This is a genomic window from uncultured Clostridium sp., from assembly GCF_947072515.1.
Lineage (GTDB): Bacteria > Bacillota > Clostridia > Clostridiales > Clostridiaceae > Clostridium.
The window spans coordinates 1-20,217 of record NZ_CAMTIG010000006.1 but is presented as its reverse complement, the minus strand read 5'-3'; the positions used below and the strand labels follow the sequence as shown (position 1 = coordinate 20,217).

Annotated in this window: 22 protein-coding genes and 1 other annotated feature; of the genes, 15 read left to right on the top strand and 7 right to left on the bottom strand. The window is 28.0% G+C overall.

Going from position 1 to position 20,217, the window contains the following annotated elements; all coding sequences use genetic code 11:
• Positions 1-2: 2 nt before the first annotated feature.
• The 3 genes from rbsD (at position 3) to Q0W06_RS03650 (ending at position 3,106) form a co-directional block, all read left to right on the top strand.
• Positions 3-398, top strand: coding sequence for a D-ribose pyranase (gene rbsD, locus Q0W06_RS03660; RefSeq protein WP_297631568.1), 396 nt, complete (start codon positions 3-5; stop codon positions 396-398).
• Positions 399-429: 31 nt separating this feature from the next.
• Positions 430-1,611, top strand: coding sequence for an MFS transporter (locus Q0W06_RS03655; protein ID WP_297631547.1), 1,182 nt, complete (start codon positions 430-432; stop codon positions 1,609-1,611).
• Between the two features lie 262 nt (positions 1,612-1,873).
• On the top strand, positions 1,874-3,106 hold the full coding sequence (locus tag Q0W06_RS03650; RefSeq protein WP_297631544.1) for an NAD(P)-dependent oxidoreductase: 1,233 nt from the start codon (positions 1,874-1,876) through the stop codon (positions 3,104-3,106).
• Between the two features lie 62 nt (positions 3,107-3,168).
• On the opposite strand, the gene Q0W06_RS03645 is transcribed toward Q0W06_RS03650, so the two are convergent.
• The 3 genes from Q0W06_RS03645 to Q0W06_RS03635 form a co-directional block, all read right to left on the bottom strand.
• Positions 3,169-3,504 carry a rubredoxin-like domain-containing protein gene (locus tag Q0W06_RS03645; RefSeq protein WP_297631542.1) on the bottom strand — a complete coding sequence of 112 codons (336 nt, stop codon included), beginning with the start codon at positions 3,502-3,504 and terminating at the stop codon, positions 3,169-3,171.
• A gap of 232 nt (positions 3,505-3,736) precedes the next feature.
• On the bottom strand, positions 3,737-4,012 hold the full coding sequence (locus Q0W06_RS03640) for a hypothetical protein (RefSeq protein WP_297631539.1): 276 nt from the start codon (positions 4,010-4,012) through the stop codon (positions 3,737-3,739).
• Positions 4,013-4,097: 85 nt separating this feature from the next.
• On the bottom strand, positions 4,098-4,340 hold the full coding sequence (locus tag Q0W06_RS03635) for a hypothetical protein (protein ID WP_297631536.1): 243 nt from the start codon (positions 4,338-4,340) through the stop codon (positions 4,098-4,100).
• Positions 4,341-4,510: 170 nt separating this feature from the next.
• Between Q0W06_RS03635 and Q0W06_RS03630 the strand changes: the two genes are divergently transcribed.
• The gene (locus Q0W06_RS03630) at positions 4,511-4,915 is read left to right on the top strand and encodes a hypothetical protein (RefSeq protein ID WP_297631533.1); all 405 of its coding nucleotides are present in this window, start codon (positions 4,511-4,513) and stop codon (positions 4,913-4,915) included.
• A 132-nt stretch (positions 4,916-5,047) separates the two neighbouring features.
• Here Q0W06_RS03630 and Q0W06_RS03625 read toward each other — a convergent pair whose 3' ends face one another.
• Entirely contained in the window at positions 5,048-5,278 is a 231-nt protein-coding gene (locus Q0W06_RS03625; RefSeq protein ID WP_297631530.1) for a (2Fe-2S)-binding protein, read from the bottom strand.
• Positions 5,279-5,500: 222 nt separating this feature from the next.
• Positions 5,501-5,766: a binding site (T-box leader), on the top strand.
• 94 nt (positions 5,767-5,860) lie between these two features.
• Here Q0W06_RS03625 and ileS point away from each other — a divergent pair.
• The 4 genes from ileS (at position 5,861) to Q0W06_RS03605 (ending at position 12,798) form a co-directional block, all read left to right on the top strand.
• On the top strand, positions 5,861-8,980 hold the full coding sequence (ileS, locus tag Q0W06_RS03620; RefSeq protein WP_297631527.1) for an isoleucine--tRNA ligase: 3,120 nt from the start codon (positions 5,861-5,863) through the stop codon (positions 8,978-8,980).
• A gap of 245 nt (positions 8,981-9,225) precedes the next feature.
• Positions 9,226-10,224, top strand: a complete 999-nt coding sequence (locus Q0W06_RS03615; RefSeq protein WP_297631523.1) for a LacI family DNA-binding transcriptional regulator — start codon at positions 9,226-9,228, stop codon at positions 10,222-10,224.
• A gap of 179 nt (positions 10,225-10,403) precedes the next feature.
• Positions 10,404-11,780 (top strand): MATE family efflux transporter, encoded by a 1,377-nt coding sequence (locus tag Q0W06_RS03610; protein ID WP_297631520.1) that lies wholly within the window; start codon positions 10,404-10,406, stop codon positions 11,778-11,780.
• Between the two features lie 307 nt (positions 11,781-12,087).
• A complete protein-coding gene (locus Q0W06_RS03605) occupies positions 12,088-12,798 on the top strand; it encodes an alpha/beta hydrolase (RefSeq protein ID WP_297631517.1) in 711 nt (236 codons plus the stop codon).
• 44 nt (positions 12,799-12,842) lie between these two features.
• Here the strand turns inward: Q0W06_RS03605 and Q0W06_RS03600 are convergent, their stop codons facing one another.
• Entirely contained in the window at positions 12,843-13,604 is a 762-nt protein-coding gene (locus Q0W06_RS03600) for an acyl-ACP thioesterase domain-containing protein (RefSeq protein WP_297631514.1), read from the bottom strand.
• A gap of 137 nt (positions 13,605-13,741) precedes the next feature.
• On the opposite strand from Q0W06_RS03600, the gene Q0W06_RS03595 reads away from it, so the two are divergent.
• Positions 13,742-14,044, top strand: coding sequence for a hypothetical protein (locus Q0W06_RS03595; RefSeq protein WP_297631511.1), 303 nt, complete (start codon positions 13,742-13,744; stop codon positions 14,042-14,044).
• 50 nt (positions 14,045-14,094) lie between these two features.
• Here Q0W06_RS03595 and Q0W06_RS03590 read toward each other — a convergent pair whose 3' ends face one another.
• A complete protein-coding gene (locus Q0W06_RS03590; RefSeq protein WP_297631508.1) occupies positions 14,095-14,904 on the bottom strand; it encodes a MerR family transcriptional regulator in 810 nt (269 codons plus the stop codon).
• 103 nt (positions 14,905-15,007) lie between these two features.
• On the opposite strand from Q0W06_RS03590, the gene Q0W06_RS03585 reads away from it, so the two are divergent.
• The 6 genes from Q0W06_RS03585 (at position 15,008) to Q0W06_RS03560 (ending at position 20,053) form a co-directional block, all read left to right on the top strand.
• Positions 15,008-16,333: an MATE family efflux transporter gene (locus Q0W06_RS03585; protein WP_297631504.1), complete on the top strand. Its 1,326-nt coding sequence runs from the start codon at positions 15,008-15,010 to the stop codon at positions 16,331-16,333.
• 104 nt (positions 16,334-16,437) lie between these two features.
• Positions 16,438-16,905 (top strand): GntR family transcriptional regulator, encoded by a 468-nt coding sequence (locus Q0W06_RS03580; RefSeq protein ID WP_297631501.1) that lies wholly within the window; start codon positions 16,438-16,440, stop codon positions 16,903-16,905.
• Between the two features lie 2 nt (positions 16,906-16,907).
• Complete coding sequence (locus Q0W06_RS03575) at positions 16,908-17,606, top strand: ABC transporter ATP-binding protein (protein ID WP_297631500.1); 699 nt, start codon at positions 16,908-16,910, stop codon at positions 17,604-17,606.
• Positions 17,607-17,612: 6 nt separating this feature from the next.
• Positions 17,613-18,305, top strand: coding sequence for a hypothetical protein (locus Q0W06_RS03570; RefSeq protein ID WP_297631499.1), 693 nt, complete (start codon positions 17,613-17,615; stop codon positions 18,303-18,305).
• A gap of 14 nt (positions 18,306-18,319) precedes the next feature.
• Complete coding sequence (locus Q0W06_RS03565) at positions 18,320-19,246, top strand: hypothetical protein (protein ID WP_297631497.1); 927 nt, start codon at positions 18,320-18,322, stop codon at positions 19,244-19,246.
• Positions 19,247-19,366: 120 nt separating this feature from the next.
• Positions 19,367-20,053, top strand: coding sequence for an NAD(P)/FAD-dependent oxidoreductase (locus Q0W06_RS03560; RefSeq protein ID WP_297631494.1), 687 nt, complete (start codon positions 19,367-19,369; stop codon positions 20,051-20,053).
• Here Q0W06_RS03560 and Q0W06_RS03555 read toward each other — a convergent pair.
• Positions 20,031-20,217: hypothetical protein (locus Q0W06_RS03555; RefSeq protein WP_297631491.1), on the bottom strand; the 187-nt coding region annotated here is incomplete at its 5' end. The genes Q0W06_RS03560 and Q0W06_RS03555 overlap by 23 nt on opposite strands.

The window sequence follows — 20,217 nt, the reverse complement described above, 5'->3', positions numbered from 1 at the left end:
TTATGAGAAAAACACAATTATTAAACAATGAAATTGGAACAGTAATATCACAAATGGGGCATACAGACTCTTTAGCAATAGGGGATTGCGGACTACCTATACCTATGGGAGTTCAAAGAATTGATTTAGCATTAATTAAAAATTTACCAAGATTTATGGATACTTTAAAAGCAGTTCTTTTAGAACTTCAAATTGAAGAAGTTTTAATAGCAACTGAAACAAAAGAAGTTAGTCCAAGCCTTTTTAAAGAAATAAAAAAAGAGATTGGAGAAGTAAAAATAACATTTATATCACATGAAGAATTAAAAAGAGATTTAAAAGATTGTAGAGCTGTTATAAGAACAGGAGAACAAACACCTTATGCAAATATAATTTTAAAATCAGGAGTTGTTTTTTAAAAGATTAATTTAATAAAAGGAGAAGAGATCCATGAAAAAGAAAGGGATATTAACACCATTTTTAATAGCGTTACCTAGTATTGGATTAGGTATAGCTTGGAATATGAATAGTACCGTAGTACCGCTTTTAGTTAAAACTGTAACACCATCAGCATTTAAATTAGGACTTTTAGTAACAATGGCACCTGTAACAGGTATGATTTTTCCTCTATTAGGTGGAGCAATAAGTGATAGGACTAATGGACGTTTTGGAAAAAGAAAGCCTTGGGTATTGCTAGGAGGAATAATTGGGGCGATTTCATTATTCTTGTTAGGATTTTCTACAGAATATATTTTGATGTTTATTTTTGCTTTTATGATTTATGCATCTTTAAACTTTGCACAAGGAGCTTATTATTCTTGGATGCCAGAAGCTGTTACACCAGATAAGATTGGAATGGTAAATGGGTTTGGGAAATTATTCTTTGGAGTAGGTGGAGTTTTAGTATTTTTCTTAGGAGTTAAACTTTTTGAAATATCTAAATCATTACCATTTTTAGCTGTAATAGTAGCAGTTATGCTTCCTATTTTAATAGTAACTTTCTTTATAAAAGAAGATACAACAGGACATGTGAAACCAACAAAGTTAAGTCTTGAATTTTTAAAGAATAAAAGTGCTATGAAATTGTTTATGTGTGCATTTTTCTTCTATATAGGATATGGATTTATAATGCCATTTTGGATTCCTTACTATACAAAAGTAAACGGTTTTTCTAGTGCGGATATAAGTTATGCTTTAGTAGGGTTTACAGCAATGGGAGTAATTTTTTCAATATTTATTGGAATGTGGTGTGATAGATTTAATAAACAAATAATCACACTTATTGCTTGTATAGTGTTTGGAGCATCATTCTTTATTGGATGGAATGTAAAAAGTTTAACTGGATTATGGGTATTCACAATAGTTTACGGACTTGGATATGCAATGTTACAAGTTGTATTCTATGCACTAATACCAGTAGTTGCACCAAGAGAAAAACTAGGTGAATATATGGGAATAAACAATATATTTTTATGTATACCTCAAATAATAAGTAATTTAATTGGTGGATATTTAATAACAAATAATCATGGATCATTGATTTTCCCAATTTCAATTGCAGCATTAGTGATTGCGTGCTTAATTATAGGAATTGGAAAGCTACAATCAGCTAATCCAGATATGAGAGTTTAGGAGTTGAAAGGAGATTGCATTAAGCAATCTCCTTTTATTTTAGAATAATTTAAATAAATAAAATTTATATTTACGAATAGTAATATTACATTATAAGAATAAGAAGTTAGTACATAGAGATGAGAACATGGTATAAATTAAAATATAGTTGAAATTAATTCAAGGATAGACAAAAGATACGGAAAGTGATAAAAAATAATTATAAAAAGAATTTAAGTAGGAGGAGATAAGATATTAAACTTATCTTAATAAGGAGAATCGTATGAAGAGTTTATTTTTAAATGAAGAAGCAGAGAGATGTTTATTATGCAAAAAACCAAGATGTAAGGAAGCGTGTCCGATAAATACACCAATTCCAGAAATAATTAGCTTATATAGAGAAGGAAAAGTAGAAGAAGCAGGAGAAATGCTTTTTGAAAATAATCCTTTATCAGCAGTTTGTGCTATTGTCTGTCCACATGAAGAGCAGTGTGCAGGAAGTTGTATAAGAGGAATTAAGGGAGAACCTATTCATTTCTATGAAATTGAGGAAGAAATTTCAGGAGAATACCTTAAAAAAGTAAAATTCGAAAAAGGACTTAGAACAAAAGATAGAGTAGCGATTGTAGGTGGAGGTCCAGCAGGAATAACTATTGCATTTATTCTTGCGAGAAAAGGTTATAAAGTAACAATATTTGAAGCACATGATAAAATTGGTGGAGTTTTAAGATATGGAATTCCAGAATATAGATTACCAAACTCAATGGTAGATTCAATTTCAGATAAATTAGTGCAATTAGGAGTTCAAATTAGACCAAACATAATGATAGGACCAGTAATAAACCTAGAGGGATTATTAGAAGACGGATATAAGGCAATATTTATTGGAACTGGAGTATGGAATGCTAAAAGATTAAATATTAAAGGTGAAACATTAGGAAACGTACATTATGCAATAGATTATTTAAAATCACCAGAAGTATATAATTTAGGAAAAAGGGTTTGTGTAATTGGAGCAGGAAATGTTGCAATGGATGCAGCAAGAGTGGCAAAGAGAAATGGAGCTGATCATGTTTATGTAGTTTACAGAAAAGGCTTTGAACAAATGACAGCTACAAATAAGGAGATAGAAGAGGCAAAAGAAGATGGAGTTGAATTTGATTTATTTAAAGCTCCAATAGAAATTTCAGAAGATGGGTTAAAAGTTGTAAAAACTGAAAATATTGAAGTAGATGGAAGAATACAAACTAAAATGTTAGAAGAAGAAAGCTTTATTCCATGCGATACTACAATAATAGCAATAAGCCAAGAACCAAGAAATACAATAGCATCAAGAGATAAAGAGCTTCAAACTAATAAGTGGGGACTTGTGATTACAGATGATCAAGGAAGAACTACAAAAGAAGCTGTATTTGCATCAGGAGATGTTGTTACAGGAGCTAAGACTGTAGTGCATGCAGTAAATCATGCTAAAGAAGTTGCAGAAGCTATTATAGAGTATTGTGAAAATAATTAAATAATAGAAGCCCTCAGCAGTAATTTTACTACTGAGGGCTTTTTATTATTAATGTTTAGGATTTACCATTTACCTTTTTTCATGTGAGATTCTATCTCTGCTTTAGAGATTTGTTTTGTAATCCAAGCTTGATTTTTAGCTCTTTCAAAGGCTGAAACACAAGCAGGATCTAAGTTATCCTCTATGCCTGCTAAACTAAGTGCTACGATTTTATCAGAAAGTTCAATTATTTTAGCATGAATAGAGTTTGTTTTATCCGAACGATAAATTTTATTTGAATCTTCTTCACTTAATTCAACAAATTTATCAGAAGTAACTCCACATTTAGGGCAGTTCTTAGGGGGTTCAGTTCCTTCGTGAACATATCCGCAAACTGAACATTTAAATAATTTTTTCATAGTATAAAAACCTCCTTCAAAATCAAAATATATTTAATATATCTTTAGTATAGTACAAAAAAATAAAAAATCAACTTACTATTTTTAATATTCTAAATTTTCAGAAAAATATAAATAAAAATATCTACTAAATTAATAAAAAGCGTTAAATTAATTTAGTAGATATAGATTAAATCTTTAAAAATCTCTAAAAAAAATTTTAGATTTATAAAATTTAAATTAAATTATTTTATTATGAATTGAAAAGAGTACATAGGTCATTTATTAAAGTTTGTAATTCAACAGCATTTCTTGGAATAAGAAGGTGTGATTTTTTTGTATCTTTATAAATACTATCATTTCCTTTTTTCATTTCATCTTCATTAATTTTATCAAAATATTTTTCTAAAAGAGTTTTTTTGTGTGCTTCAAGTTTTTCTGTATTTTCATTATTTATTTGGACTTCGTGATGTGTTGCATTTTCATCATTTTTATTTTTTATTTCTACGAACTCATTAATTTTTTTCATTTGAATCACCTCATATAGTCTATTCTTTACATAAAAAGTTATAATTATTTTATCATACTTAAAGGATTTAAATTTGAATTGGTGGTTAAATTTTGAAATTGTTTGCTTTGAATATACTAAGTGCATTTAAAAGACTTAACATACCTAAACTTAATGCAAAGATAATCTTAAAACCTTGTTCAGAAAATCCAGTATTAAAAATAATTCTAAAAGAGTCTTTAATAAAAAGAATTCCTATAAGTATTGAAAGAATAAAGTGAAGTCTGCTAAAAGGATTTTTAACAGAAGGACTAAAAAATTTATCGATAATAGATTTTTTATTGTTCATAAGACCTCCTTAAAAAGCACTATAAACAAATTATACAAAAAATACCAAATTTAAGATATATAAAGTTATACATTAGAACATAAAAACTGTATATGAGTAATTAATATAGAAAAAGGATTTTTACTGGAATATACTAGAAATATTAAAGAGTATATAGAGGTGAAATGAAAATGAAATGTATTTGGTGTGGAAAAAAATTAGATAAAGATGAAGTCCAGAAGAATCTTTATTATACTGAAAGTAATTGGAGTGAAAGCTTTAGATTTTGTTCAGAACCTTGTGAAGAGAAATTTAAAATATTTATGAAAGATGTAGAAAAGAATAAAAATAAATTTTTAATAGCGTTATTCGGGAGTTTAGCTGTATACGTAATAGGAATAATTGTTTTATCAAATGTAGAAGTTTATCAAAACTTTTTTGCTATAGGATATTTTATTTTGCTTGGATTAATACTTATAAGATACCCATATGGAACACCAGAAACTAATAAGTTTATAGGTATAAAGAAAACTATAAATTTAATACGTGGAATGGGAGTACTATGTATACTTGGAAGTTTGATTTTTTTATTATGATTAAAAAGAAAGTGAATTTTAAAATATAAAATAAAAAACTAGCAAATGATACATCCTTTGTCTACTTGACAAGTGATGTATCAAAAGGCTAGTTTTTTATATTTAAATCAAGTATTTTTAATTAAAAGTTATTTAATTAAAAGTACCATTTTCTTTATATTCTTCTAAAAGTTCATATATTTTATAAACACATCTAGCACCACCGCATGATCCAGTTCCAGCTCCAGTTGCGGCTTTAACTTCATCTAAAGTTCTAGCACCATTTCTAATAGCTTCTTTTACTTTAGCTCTACTTACTACTTTACATACACAAGTTTTTGTAAGCTTATCTAAAACTTCTTTTTGAATATTATTATTTTCCATAGAGATTCTCCTTTATTTTAATAAATCTATATCATTTAGCACTTAAAAATCTATTTGATATATTTATTAAATCATTTAAATAATGAAAAATCAATACTAATTAATAAGAATTGTTAGTTATAAAAGTATATTTTAGAATAAAATGGATATAGTTACATAATAAATATTTTATTATAAGTCTTATAATTGACTTTTATAAATGGGTAATATATAATATTTTTTAAAAAGACAATGATTAGGAAAAGTAGTTGATTACTGTATTTTAAGAGAGTGCTTGTTTGGTGAAAAAGCATATTACGATTCAATAAAAATCACCTAGGAGTTGGTGGCTGAAAGGATTACGATTAAGCTTACACGTTTTCTCGCGTTAAGAGATAAGATATGATAGTATCTGAATTGAGATCAATATATTATTTTAGAGATAAAACTAAAGTTATTATATTGAATATTTACCATAGGTGGTATAGCGAGTATTCCTCGTCCTATTTTTAGGGCGAGTTTTTTTATTATAAAAACTTAGAGCAAAAAGCTAATTTGCAAATTGCTCTTTAAATAAATTTTTATTATGGAAGGAGTTTTGACATGTATAAAAAAGTAGAACTTACAAATGGATTTGTAGGTATGGAAAAAGAAGTTATGGATAATATCTGGACTGCTAGAAATGTTATTCAAAAAAGCTTTGACATGAATCAAGATGGAGAATATTTTACATTTTATGATGGACCTCCAACTGCAAACGGAAAACCTCACGTAGGACATATTCTTACAAGAGTTATGAAAGATATCATCCCAAGATATAAAGTAATGAAGGGATACAAAGTAATAAGAAAAGCAGGATGGGATACACATGGTCTACCTGTTGAACTTGAAATTGAAAAGAAATTAAAGATTTCAGGTAAAGAACAAATAGAAGAGTATGGAGTAGAAAAATTCGTAAAAGAATGTAAGGATAGTGTTTTCACATATGTTAGCATGTGGGAAAAAATGACTAACCAAATAGGTTACTGGGTTGACATGGAAAACCCTTATGTAACATATCACAATCCATACATAGAATCAGTATGGTGGGCTTTAAAGCAAATGTGGGATAAAGATTTACTATATAAAGGACATAAAGTAATGCCTTATTGTCCTAGATGTGGAACAGCTCTTTCATCACATGAAGTATCACAAGGATATAAAGATGTTAAAGATTTAACTGCTGTTGCTAAATTTAAAGTTGCAGGTGAAGAAAATAAATATTTCTTAGCTTGGACAACAACTCCTTGGACTTTACCTTCAAACGTAGCGTTATGTGTAAATCAAGCATACACTTACTGTGAAGCTAAAGTTGAAGATAGTGATGAAACTTATATTTTAGCTAAAGATTTAGTAGCTAAAGTTTTAGGTGAAGAAACTCAAATAATAAAAGAGTTTAAAGGTTCAGAAATTCTAGGAATGAAATATGAGCAATTATTACCATTCCATAAACCAGAAGGAAAAGCATTTGAAGTTATTCATGGAGATTATGTAACATTATCAGATGGTACAGGAATCGTTCATATAGCACCTGCATATGGAGAAGATGATAGTTTAGTTGCTAAGAAAAATGGTATGGGATTTATAAACTTAGTTGATGCAGAAGGTAAGTTTACTGAAGAAGTTACATTATGGGCTGGTAAAGATGTTAAGAAATGTGATCAACAAATTTGTGATTATTTAAAAGAAAATAATAAATTATTTAAAGCAGAGAAGCATACTCACTCATATCCACATTGTTGGAGATGTAATACACCACTTCTTTATTATCCAAAAGATAGTTGGTTTGTTGCTATGACTACTTTAAGAGATAAATTATTAGTTAACAACGATAAAATCAACTGGTTACCTGATAACATAAGAACAGGAAGATTCGGTAAATTCCTTGAAAATGTTATAGATTGGGGAATTTCAAGAGATAGATACTGGGGAACGCCACTTCCAATCTGGGAATGTGAATGCGGACATAGAGAATGTATAGGAAGCATTGAAGAGTTAAAACAAAAAGGTATAGATGTACCTGAGGATATAGAACTTCATAAACCATTTATTGACAAAGTTCATTTAAACTGTGAAAAATGTGGTAAGGAAATGAAGAGAACTCATGAAGTTATTGACTGTTGGTTTGATTCAGGATCAATGCCATTTGCACAACATCACTATCCATTTGAAAATAAAGAGTTATTTGATGAAAACTATCCAGCACAATTTATATCAGAGGCTGTTGACCAAACTAGAGGATGGTTCTACACATTACTTGCAATTTCAACTGCAATCTTTGATAGAAATCCATTTGAAAACTGTATTGTTTTAGGGCATGTTCTTGATAAAAAAGGATTGAAAATGAGTAAATCAAAAGGGAATGTTGTTGACCCATTTGAAGTTCTAGACACTCAAGGTGCAGATGCTACAAGATGGCATTTCTATACTGCAAGTGCTCCATGGCTTCCAACTAGATTCTCAATTGATGATGTTGCAGAAGCAGGAAGAAAGTTCTTAGGAACTTTATGGAATGTATATTCATTCTATGTTTTATATGCAGATTTAGATAACTTTAATCCAAATGAATATGCAGATTTTGTATCAGAAAACGTAATGGATAAATGGATATTATCAAAATTAAATACATTAATTAAAACTGTTGAAGAAGGTCTTGATAGTTACTCAATTACAGCTTCAGCTTTAGCTATAGAAGAGTTTACTGATGAATTATCAAACTGGTATGTAAGAAGAAACAGATCAAGATTCTGGTCTTCAGAATTAACTGAAGATAAGATAGGAGCATATGTAACATTAAATAAAGTACTTGTGACTTTATCTAAAATTGCAGCACCATTTGTTCCATTTATAACAGAAGAAATCTATCAAAACTTAGTAGTTAACTTAGATCCAACTGCTACAGAAAGTATTCACTTATGTCCATGGCCAACAGTTAATGCAAAAGCTATAGATAAAGAATTAGAAAAACAAATGGATTTAGCTTACACTATAGTTAAACTTGGAAGAAGTGCGAGAAATGGGGCTAATGTTAAGAATAGACAGCCACTTTCAAAGATATTAGTATCTACAACTTCAATTCCAGAATACTATGGAGACATCATAGCTAATGAATTAAATATCAAAGAAATAGAATTTGGAGCAGACCTTTCTAAATATGTTAACTTTGAAATTAAACCTAATTTACCTGTACTTGGAAGAGCTTACGGTAAATTAATACCTGGAATAAGAAAAGAAATTGCGGCTAGAAATCAAATGGAATTAGCTCAAAAAATCCAAAATGGAGAAATTGAGATTATAAATGTTGATGGAACAGAAATTGAATTAAATGCTCAAAGTTTACTAGTAACAATGCAAGGATTAGAAGGATTTGCGTTTGCTGGTGAAGGAGATACAGGAGTAGTTCTTGATACTCATATTACTGATGAGTTAAGAGAAGAAGGTCATGTAAGAGAAGTGATTTCAAAAATCCAAAACATGAGAAAAGAAAAAGGTTTTGAAGTTGCAGATAATATACAATTATTTGTTGCAGATAATGATATGTTATTAAATGTAATCAAGAAATTCCAAGATACAATAATGAAAGAAACTTTAACTAAAGAAATTATTTATGGAGAAGCATCTGATTATACAGAAGTGACTATAAATGGTGAAAAGTTAAATATGAATGTTAAAGTTGTAAAATAAAAGAAGTTTAGAGGTCTTAAAGTTTAAGACCTCTAAAATTTTTGAGAAAAAGCTATGATTTACAAAAATTTCAATATATAATATAGTAAAGATATTGTTTTCATTTATAGCAAGATTTTATTAAAATAGCTATAACTATATGACTGTAAAATAGATTAAATGTAAAATATGAAAATAAAAACTTGCATAAAATTTTAAAGGTAAGTATAATGAATAAATTGACTAAATACGTAGGAGGTAATAATATGGCTACATCTATTAAAGACGTTGCAAAAGAAGCAGGTGTTTCAATTGCTACTGTTTCAAGAGTTTTAAATGATATCGACGTTGTAAACGAAGATACTAAGAAAAAAGTATTAGATGCTATAAAGAAACTTGGTTACAGACCAAATATAGTAGCAAGAAGTTTAAAAACTCAAAGAACTAAAACGATAGGAATTCTTATTCCAGATATATCAAGTCAGTTCTATCCAGAGATAGTAAGAGGGGCTGAAGATGTTTCTAATATTTATGATTACAATATAATATTAGGAAACTCAGATTTTGATATAGAAAAAGAAAAGGAATATTTAAGAGTTTTAAAAGAAAAAATGGTTGATGGTGTTATTTACATGAGTAGTTCTCTTCAAGATGAAATTCTTGATTTAATAAATGAACTAGATATAACAACAATCCTAGTTGAAACAGAAGATAAGAATAGAAAATTACCAAGTGTAACTATAGATAATGTAATGGCAGGATATGATGCAACAAAATATCTTTTAGATAAAGGATTTAAAAGCATAGCTTTCGTTGGAGCAGAAAAAGATGAAAGAAATGCATGGAATGACAGATACATAGGATACGAAAAAGCATTAAAAGAAGCTTCAATAAAGGTTGAAGAAGATTTAATTTACTTAACAAACTTAAAATCAAAAAATGGTGTTATAGCAGCCGAAAGCTTTATAAAATCAGGTAAGAAATTTGATGCAGTAGTATGTGCAACAGACGAACTTGCTATGGGTGTTATTAACGGATTAAGAGATAATGGTATAGAAGTACCAACAGAAGTAAGTGTTATTGGATTCAATAACAACTATGTTGGAGAAATGTTCTATCCAAAATTAACAACAATGGCACAACCAAGCTATGATATGGGTTCAGTTGCTATGAGAATGTTAATTAAACTTTTAAATAAACAAGAATTAGATGAAGCAAATTTTGTTTTAGCACATAATATAATTGAAAGAAATAGTGTTAAATAATAAAAATCTAATAGAAAATAAGCCAAAGAGTAATTGACTCTTTGGCTTATTTTTTTATGTAAAGAGATAATTAAAATGAAATAAAATTCACAATTTTAAAAAAAAATTCATTTAATATCGTAAGATTGAGAAAATTTTTGATATAATGTAAATTATAAAAAAAATAGGGGGACAAAAAATTGGAGAATGAAAATAAACTTGGAAAAGAGAAAATAAGCAAGTTATTACTTGCGTTTTCAGTTCCAGCAATTATAGGAATGCTTGTAAATACCCTATATAATATTATCGATAGGATGTATATAGGAAATATACCGGAAGTAGGTAAGCTTGCTATAACGGGAGTAGGAATAACAATGCCTTTAATGACTATAATTTTAGCATTTGGTATGCTTGTTGGAGTAGGGACAGCGGCTAGAATTTCATTGTTTCTAGGAAAACATGAGGAAGAAGTAGCTGAAAAGCATTTAGGGAATGCTTTTGTTTTAATTATAATATTTAGTATTTTGATTACTATTATGGGACTTATTTTTATGGAACCATTATTAAAAGCTTTTGGAGCTAGTGCAGATACTGAAATATATGCAAGACAGTATATGCAAATAATATTTATGGGAACTATAGTTAGTATGTTAAGCTTTGGATTGAATCACTCCATAAGAAGTGATGGAAGTCCTAAAATAGCTATGTTTTCAATGCTCATAGGAGCAATAACAAATATTATTTTAGATCCAATTTTAATTTTTGGATTTAATTTAGGGGTTAGAGGCGCAGCAATAGCTACAGTAATTTCTCAAATAGTTACAACTGTTTGGATAATGTCGTATTTCTTAAAAGGAAAAAGTACTATAAAACTAAAAAAGAAAAATCTAAAATTAGAAAAATGGATTGTATTAAGTATATTCTCAATTGGGATAAGCCCATGTAGTATGCAATTAGCGGCTTGTGTTGTACAAGTTATAGCGAATAATTCATTAAAGTATCATGGGGGAGATTTAGCGATAGGTGCAATGACTATTGTACAAAGTATAGGAATGATATTCTTAACACCGATATTTGGATTAAATCAAGGTTCTCAACCTATAATTGGATATAATTATGGAGCAAAACAATATAAGAGAGTGAAACAAACTGTTTTATATGGTGTAGTTGCAGCAACTATTATTGTTACTATTGGATGGTTAATAGTGGAGATGGCACCAGAATTGTTAATAAAGATATTTAATAATGATCCAGAGCTATTAGAAATTGCAAAGACAGGATTAAAGATATATTTAGCAGCAATACCTGTAATAGGATTCCAAATTGTTAGCTCTAACTTCTTTCAATCTATTGGAAAAGCAAAAATATCAATGTTTTTAAGTTTATTAAGACAAGTAATATTATTAATTCCGTTGATGCTTATACTTCCAAATTTTATTGGATTAAATGGAATTTGGATTGCGGGAGCTTTAGCTGATGTACTATCAGCAATTATTACAGGAATTTTATTCTATTCAAATATAAAGAAAATGAATAATGAGAGTATAGTTGAAGAAAGAGAAGTTGCATTAGCATAAAAAAAGGGTGCTATAAAATTCAAGTCAAATTGAGTTTTATGGCACCTATTATTATAAAAAATATACATAAATAAATTCTCCAATATTAAATTTTAAAGTGTTTTCTCACCATTCATATAGTAAGCAAATAAGATAGTTAAAATTTCTTTTGTGTTTGATAATAAGTTTTTCATTTAAATTCCTCCTTAGATGTTGTTTTCTATGTCTTTATTTTATAATAGGTAGTGTAAAAGACATATTGAATAACCTTTCAGAAACCTTACAAAATTGCAATATTACGATTATAATATTAAAAGAGGTGTTTATTTTGGATGAATTAAGAAAATTTATTGATGTGTCAGACATAAAGGTTAGTTACTATGAAAAAGGTGTAGGGGAAACTGTAATTTTACTTCATGGTAATGGAATGGAAAGTAGATATTTAGCTAAAATGTTTGAAAAGTTAGCAGAAAAATTTAATGTCATAGCAATTGATATAAGAGCACAAGGATTTAGTACTGCAGGAGAAAAACCTTTTAGTGTAGAGCTTTTTGCAGATGATATTTTAGAGTTTTGTGAGCGGAAAAATATAAAGAAGGCTTCATTTGTAGGCTATAGTGATGGAGCGAATATTGCACTTTGGATTGCAAAAAAAAGAGAAGAGATAATTAATAAGCTAGTACTTATTTCAGGGAATTACAAAGAAGAAGGATTATATAGCTGGTTTATAATTTTCTTAGAAGTTTATAAAGCGATTTTAGGGATAGCAAGTAAGGGAATAAATAAATTAAAAAAGAGATATGAGTTAGTGGATGTTATGTTAGGGGATATAGGAATAACAGAAGAAGATTTAAATAATATGAAAATGAAAACTTTAATTCTTTGTGCTGGTATTGAAGTAGTTCATATTGATCATACAAGAAGGTTACACAAATATATAAAAAATTCAACATTACATGTAATTAAGCGATGTAGTCATGTTGATATATGTAAGAGAAGTAAGACGATAAAAGAAATCTATGATTTTTTAAATGAATAAAAATAAGGCTACCTAAAAGGGAGCCTTATTTAAGTTAAAGGAATTTAAAATAAAGTTTTATCTTCTGTTTTGTTCCACTTGATTTGTAGTTTTACAAGTAATTTTTCTTCCTCTATATTATGAAGTGTAGTAACTTCATCTTGAGAATTTTGAATAACTTGGCTAGAGATAGAAACTGTGTTACCAATAGTAGTTTCCTTTTTAAATAAGACTTTTATATTAGTTACATCATAATCATTTAAAATTTCTTTAGGTAAACTATTTAAGGCCATTTCCATGTATCTAACATTATTAACATGATTATTTGAATCAATATCACTATAGCTCATAATATGAGAACTAGAAAAATCAGTGTTTTCTAAAGTTATTAAATCATCTAACTTTGGAGGATTTTCTAACTCTTTTTCTAAACCATAAACTTCGCATTGATCTGGAGTTATTTTCATAGGTCTTCTTCTATTAAAATCTATCAAAATAGCTATAGAATCAGCTTCAGCTAAAAGATTTCCATCAGAATCTTTTATAGTGTAATGTCTATATCCATATACCTTTTTATATCCTATAACCTCTGTAGAAACAGTTACAGTATCTTTGAATTTAGGATATTTATAAATGTTTATATCATATTTTAGTAAAACCCATACACAATCATTATGTACGAAACCTTCTTTTGTTTCACCTAAAGCATCAGATTGTTCTATAACAACGTCCCATAAGTAATCGACTAATGTTGAAAATTTGCAGTAATGTCTACAATCAACATCGTAAATATTAATTTTATAATCTTTAAAAAATGGTTTTCCCATTAATAATTCCTCCTTTTGTGTAGTGTTACTTAATAATTATAACAAAAAATGTACTTAGTAGATTATTGCCTAATATTTATTTTTATAAAACAATGATGTATTATCAAATATATAAGATATATAAAGGAGATAGAAAAATGAAAATAGAAGAGATACAAAAACTAGAAAGTTTAAATAATGAATTTAGAGATATATTAGTAGGGTTAAGAGAATTCTTATTCTCAAGTGACGAGACAATGTATTCAGATGAGGCAAGAGGCTTTCAAAAAACAATGGATAATTGCGTGAGAGAAGGTAAAAAGATACTTAGAGAAAATAATATAAAAACTGAAGAGGAGCTTAAATCAGTTTGTAAAAAGTTTTTAATTCCAGATTTTTTAAATGGATTATTTGATAATAATGTATATATTCCAGAGGAAGAAATTGATTGTGGATTATAGAAAATAAGAAAGGAGTGCTGTTTAGCACTCCTTAACTTTTTAAAAGATACTTATTTTACTCTGACAAGTATCTTTGTTATATATTCATGATTATTTGGTGAAGTTAAACTATCGGAAATACAATATTCATAAGAATCGCTAAGAGCGGTAAATCCATATTCTCTTATTGTATTTAGTAATTTTTCATAAGAATTACCGATATCTTCATAAGTGCCTTGATGATAAATAACTGCATAAAGTCCTTTTTCTCTTTTATGTGTAGTTATCTTATGTTCTTTTTTAGAAAGTGGTAGAAAAACATACTTGGATGAAGTATACCTTTTTTGAGTTAAGGCATCTTGCGAAATAATAACACCCATTTGATAAGTGTAAAAAATATTTTTTTCATCAATTTCTTTAAAAAGATCTTTCATTGCAATATCTGTTTCAAGCAAGGTATTGGGCTTAGAAACTTCTTTAATAGCAAGATATTTTTCAGGCATTTGTACAAAAGTAACATCTGAAGTAATACCTTCAAGCATTTGTAAGGTAGATATTTTATTATCTAATTTTTTCATGAAAGTATTAATAGACTTAGATTGAGTTTCTAACTTTTCATATTGCTCTTGAAGCAAGTGAATAGTTTTTTTTATATCACGATTTTGAAGAAATCTTTTAATTTCTTTTATAGAAACACCAATTTCTCTTAATATTAAAATATTATCTAAAATTTCTAATTGGTCTGGTGTATAGTATCTATAACCATTATTATTGTCAACAATACCTGGCTTAAACAGACCAATATTGTCATAATAGATAAGAGTTTGTTTCTTTAAATTATTAATTTTAGCAAATTCCCCTACTGTAAAAGTTACGTTCATTTTTATCCCCCTAAATAAACCTATTGACAGTATAGTTACTATATCCTTTATAGTAAAAATTGTCAATAATATTATTTTTAAGAGATGAAAAGGGGTTTTAATAATGGAACAAATATTTAGTAGAGAAGAGGATTATTCAAATTTTATAAGATTTATCTTACCGTCAATAGTTACTATGATTTTCCTCTCGTTTTACACCACAATTGATGGTTTTTTTGTATCAAGGTTTGTAAATTCAAATGCACTTGCAGCAATAAATATTATTTTGCCTATAACAGGAGTTATTTTTGGAATAGCAGTTATGCTTGCAACAGGCTCTGGGGCTTTAGTTGGAATTAAAGTTGGAAGAAAAAAGACTAAAGAAGCAAATGAGCTATTTTCATTTATTACAGTAGTTTTAGTTATAGTAGCTATTTTACTAACTATAGTAGGAATAATATTTATTGAGCCTATATTAAGGTTTCTAGGAACTACAGAAGCGTTATATCCATATGCTAAAACTTATGGCACTGTAGTTATATTAATGGCATTACCGATGATGCTTAAACTGTATTTTGAATATTATGCAAGAATTGATGGAAGTCCTAATGTAGCATTAAAAATGTCTACAGTCGGATTAGTATTCAATGTGGTTTTTGATTTTTTATTTATAGTAATTTTTAAAATGGGGATATTAGGAGCGGCTTTAGGAACGCTTTTAGCAATGGTTACATCAACAATCATTGGAATAAGATATTTTCTAGGAAAAGAATCAAATTTAAAATTTATAAAATTTAAATCTAATTTTAAAATGCTAGGATGTTCTTGTTATAATGGTAGTTCGGAAATGTTAACGGAGTTATCAACAGGAATAACTACATTTCTATTCAATCAAGCTATTTTAAGCTTCTATGGAGAGACTGGAATAGCAGCGATGTCGATAGTTATCTATATTTATTACTTTTTTATAGCAGCTTATTTTGGAGTGGCAGTAGGTGTTTCACCAGTTATAAGTTATAGCTTCGGAGCAAAACAAAGTGAAAGAATAAAGCAATATTTAAAATATAGTTTTAATACTATTATTGTGAGTTCGATTTTAATCTTTATAATTTCATTTTTCGGAAGAGATTTTATAATAGGGATTTTTACTACAGATACAGAGGTAATGCAAATTGCATCAGAAGGAATGAGAATTTTCTCAGTAGGATTCTTAATTATAGGATTTAATATATTTATGTCAGGTTATTTTACATCAATAGGGAATGGAAAAATATCGGCTATAATATCAATTCTTAGATCATTAATTTTCGTAATCTTAGGAGTAGTAATACTTCCAAATCTTATTGGAGTTAGTGGAATTTGGCTAACTATAACAGTTGCAGAACTTGGAACAATTTTATTTTCAGGATATTTTTATAATAAATCTAAAAATTTAATAGAATTTAGATAAAAGAATGCCGTCAGCTTATGCCGATGGCATTTTTAATAGAGAAAAATAAAACTAAAAAACACAAATATGAATAAAGTGTAAACACAACGAGGAATAAAGAGCAAATGGAAGATATTTCAATAAGAAGGTTATTTCCTCTATTTGGAAAAAAGAGAATGCTAGTGTACTATGTAAGTAATACAGTAGTACTGAAAAGAGAGGTGAATTGGGTGATTGAATTTAATACTAATGAACCTATATATATTCAAATAAAAAGGTTTTTAGAGAAAAAAATTATTTCAGGAGAATATGTAGGAGAATTTAAAATGGCATCTGTAAGAGAGCTTGCAGGAGAGTTAAAAGTAAATCCAAATACTATACAGAGAGTATATACAGAGTTAGAGGGAGATGATCTTATTTATACTAAGCGTGGAATTGGAAAGTTTGTAACATCTGATAAAAAGATAATAAATAATTTAAGAATAGATATCTCAAAAGAACTTATAAAAAAATTTATTAAAGATACAAAAGAGTTAGGTTTTTCAAAAGAGGAGATATTAGAGGCATGCAATGACTTTTATGAGGAGGTATAAGGGTGAAAAAGATATTAGAGATTAATGGGATTAAAAAATCTTATGGGAAAAAGAATGTTTTAAAGGGAATAAATTTTAGTTTAGAGTCAGGTAAAACACTTGGAATACTAGGTCCTAATGGAAATGGAAAAACTACACTTTTAAATATAATAGGAGGATTATTACAACCTGACGAAGGTGAAATTTTAATTGATAATATAAGTATTTCATCTGAAAGCAAAAAAATAGTTTCGTACTTAAGAGAAAATAATCAACTTTATAGTTGGATGAAAATAGAGGATGCAATAAGTTTTTATAAAGATTTTTTTGAAGATTTTGATGAAGAAAGAACAAGAAAACTTTTAAAGTTTATGAATATTGAAGGTAATCAAAAATTAAAGGCATTATCTAAGGGAATGGTTGAAAAGGTATCATTAAGTCTCGTATTAGGAAGAAGGGCAAAACTTTATATTTTAGATGAACCTATATCTGGAGTAGATATTTTATCAAGAGATGAAATAATAAATGCAATAGTCCAAAACATGATAGAGGGTGCATCAATGATAATTACAACTCACTATGTAGGCGAGCTTGAAAGATTGTTAGATGAAGTCCTTTTTATAAAAGATGGGATTATAGTAGAAAAGGGTGAAGCAGATTCTATAAGAGAAAAATATGAAACATCTATAGAAGGGGCTTATAAAGAAATTTTTAAGAGGTAAAAGGGTATGAGAAATATATTAAATATAATGAAATATAACATTAGAAAAAACTTAATTAGAGATGTAGTTGGGATAGGAGTCTATATAGGGATAATTCTATTGATAACAAGCTTTTTAGGAAGTTTTATAGGAACAATGATAAATTTTGTAATTGTAATACTTGCAATAGTCTTTGGAGGAATAGTTTCATTTTTTCAATTTACTAGTAGGTTATCTAAAGAAAATGCATTAATGTTTTCAACACCTATTAAAAGCCACGAATATTTAATAGCAAAGGTTTTTGAGTATATAGTTAAAAGCATGCCATTTGTTTTAGTTTTAATTTTTCAAATGATGTATACAAATAATATTTATGGAGAAGTTTTTAGTTTTATAAATGAGCCACTTAATATTATATTAGGATTAGTTTATTTAGGGATAATGGCATCTTTAATAGAATTATTTTTTGTATTCATATGGACTAAAAGATACATTAAAAAATATTGGGCAAATATATTAGTAACATTTGTAGTAGCTGGAATTATTGGAGGAGTTATTTCTTTTATTTTAGAAATGTCGTATAAGTTTATTCCATATTATTATTTAAGCTTTTCAGGGTTAAAAATAGGTGTTTTAGAAATAGTAGTTATTGTAATTGAGATAATAGTTTATTTTATGTTAGCAAAAAAATCTTTAGATAGCGGAATTGATTTTAATTAAGGAGAAGAGAGTATATGGTTAAAAAGTTAGTATTAGCTGGAACGTTAGTTTTGGCTATAGGCTTAGGGTTTACAGGATGTGATGTAGAGTTTGGAAAGATGGACTATAAAGATTATGTTGAAGAAGTTGTAAGTGATGATTATGAAGAGAATAGCTGGAGCCAAATTAAAAATGAGGCAGGAATAATTCAGGTTAATGAAAGTATAGAGAATATAGATGATATAAATATAGATTTAGCTATTGGACTAGTAAATATTCAAGAGGGGAATGAAGATAAAGTTCAAGTTTTAGTAAATGGAGAAAAGGATAAAATAGTATCTAATTTAAAAAATAAAAAGTTAGATATAAAATCAAAGGGGAAAAGTGTTATATCAGTTAAGGGAAAAAATAATATTGCAGTTCCAGAAGTTCAAATTAGTATTCCTAAAAACTTTAATAAGAATATAAATGTTAAAGTGGGAGTTGGAGGAGTTGGATTAGATTGTAGTAATATTAAAAATTTAGATATAAATGTTGGAACAGGAGCTATTTTGAATAATAGAGCTATGAATATAGAAAAACTTAATACTAATATGGGGATTGGAATAGTAGATATTCTTATTAATGAGGCAAGTAATGTTAATATAGATCAAGAAATTGGAGGAATATTTTTAACTCTAAAAGAGATGAACGGAGATATTACTGTAGAAAATAAAATGGGATCAGTTGATATAGCATATTTAAATGGGAAACCATATGTGAAATCTGAAGTTAAAGTCGGAGAGAAAAATATGACAAGAGTAGAAGGTAATGGGAAGGGAAGTATTCACGGTAAAGTTAATGTAGGAGAGTTAAATATAAATAAAACTTCAATAGAAAAAATTCAAGCAAGAAATAGTATGGATTTTTTTGAAGAAATTATGGGTGAAGTTAAAGAAATGATTGCAGAAGATGGTAACTAACGTTACGAAGATAAAAGTTATTTAATGGTATAATTACTTTATAAAATGAAAAAATTATAGTTAATTATAGATAAGTATTTTAATAGATTAAATAAGATATTTAAAGAAAGGATAACTTTTATGGATAGTAATTTAGGAATACCACAAATGGTTAGTGGAACTCATCATGGAAATTTACAAAAAGTAAGAGATGGAAAGAGAACTTTTGGAATAACACCGCATATACCTGGAGGATTTGTAAAAATTGAAGAGTTAGAAAAGATAACAGCCGTTGCTAAGAAGTATGATGGAGTTATAAAAATAACTTCAGGACAAAGGATTTTAATAACAAATCTTAAAGGGGAAGATTTACCTAAAGTATGGGAAGAGCTTGGGATGGAGCCTGCAGTTAAAGGACAAAATACAGTTAAAAATGTAGAAATGTGTCCAGCAGGATTTTGTAAGAGATCAAAATATAATACTATAGGTATGGGAATGAAGCTTTCAAAAAAATATCAATGGATGCCAATGCCTTGTAGAACTAAAATTGGGGTTGCAGGATGCAGAAATGCTTGTGGAAGTGTTTATGCAAAGGATGTAGGAATAATAGCTGATAAAACTGGAATGATGGTAGTTGTAGGAGGTTCAGCAGGATTTAATCCTAGAGTTGCAGATATAATAATTCAAGATGTAAGTGAAGAAGAGGCTTTAAAGATAGTTGATAGTATTTTAGCTTACTATAGTGAAAATGCAGATGCTGGTGAGAAGTTAGGATTCTTTATAGATAGAATAGGTTTAGAAAAATTTAAAGAAAATGTGATACTTTAGAGGTATCACATTTTTTCTTTAATATAAAATTATTTCTTCTTAGCATATGAAGGTTTATTTTTACTAAATCCATTTGATTTAGGTCTGCTTTTAAAGTTTCTGTTGTCTTTTGAGAAAGAACTATTTCTAGAATCGTTACTTCTGTTATCTCTTGAAGAAGAACT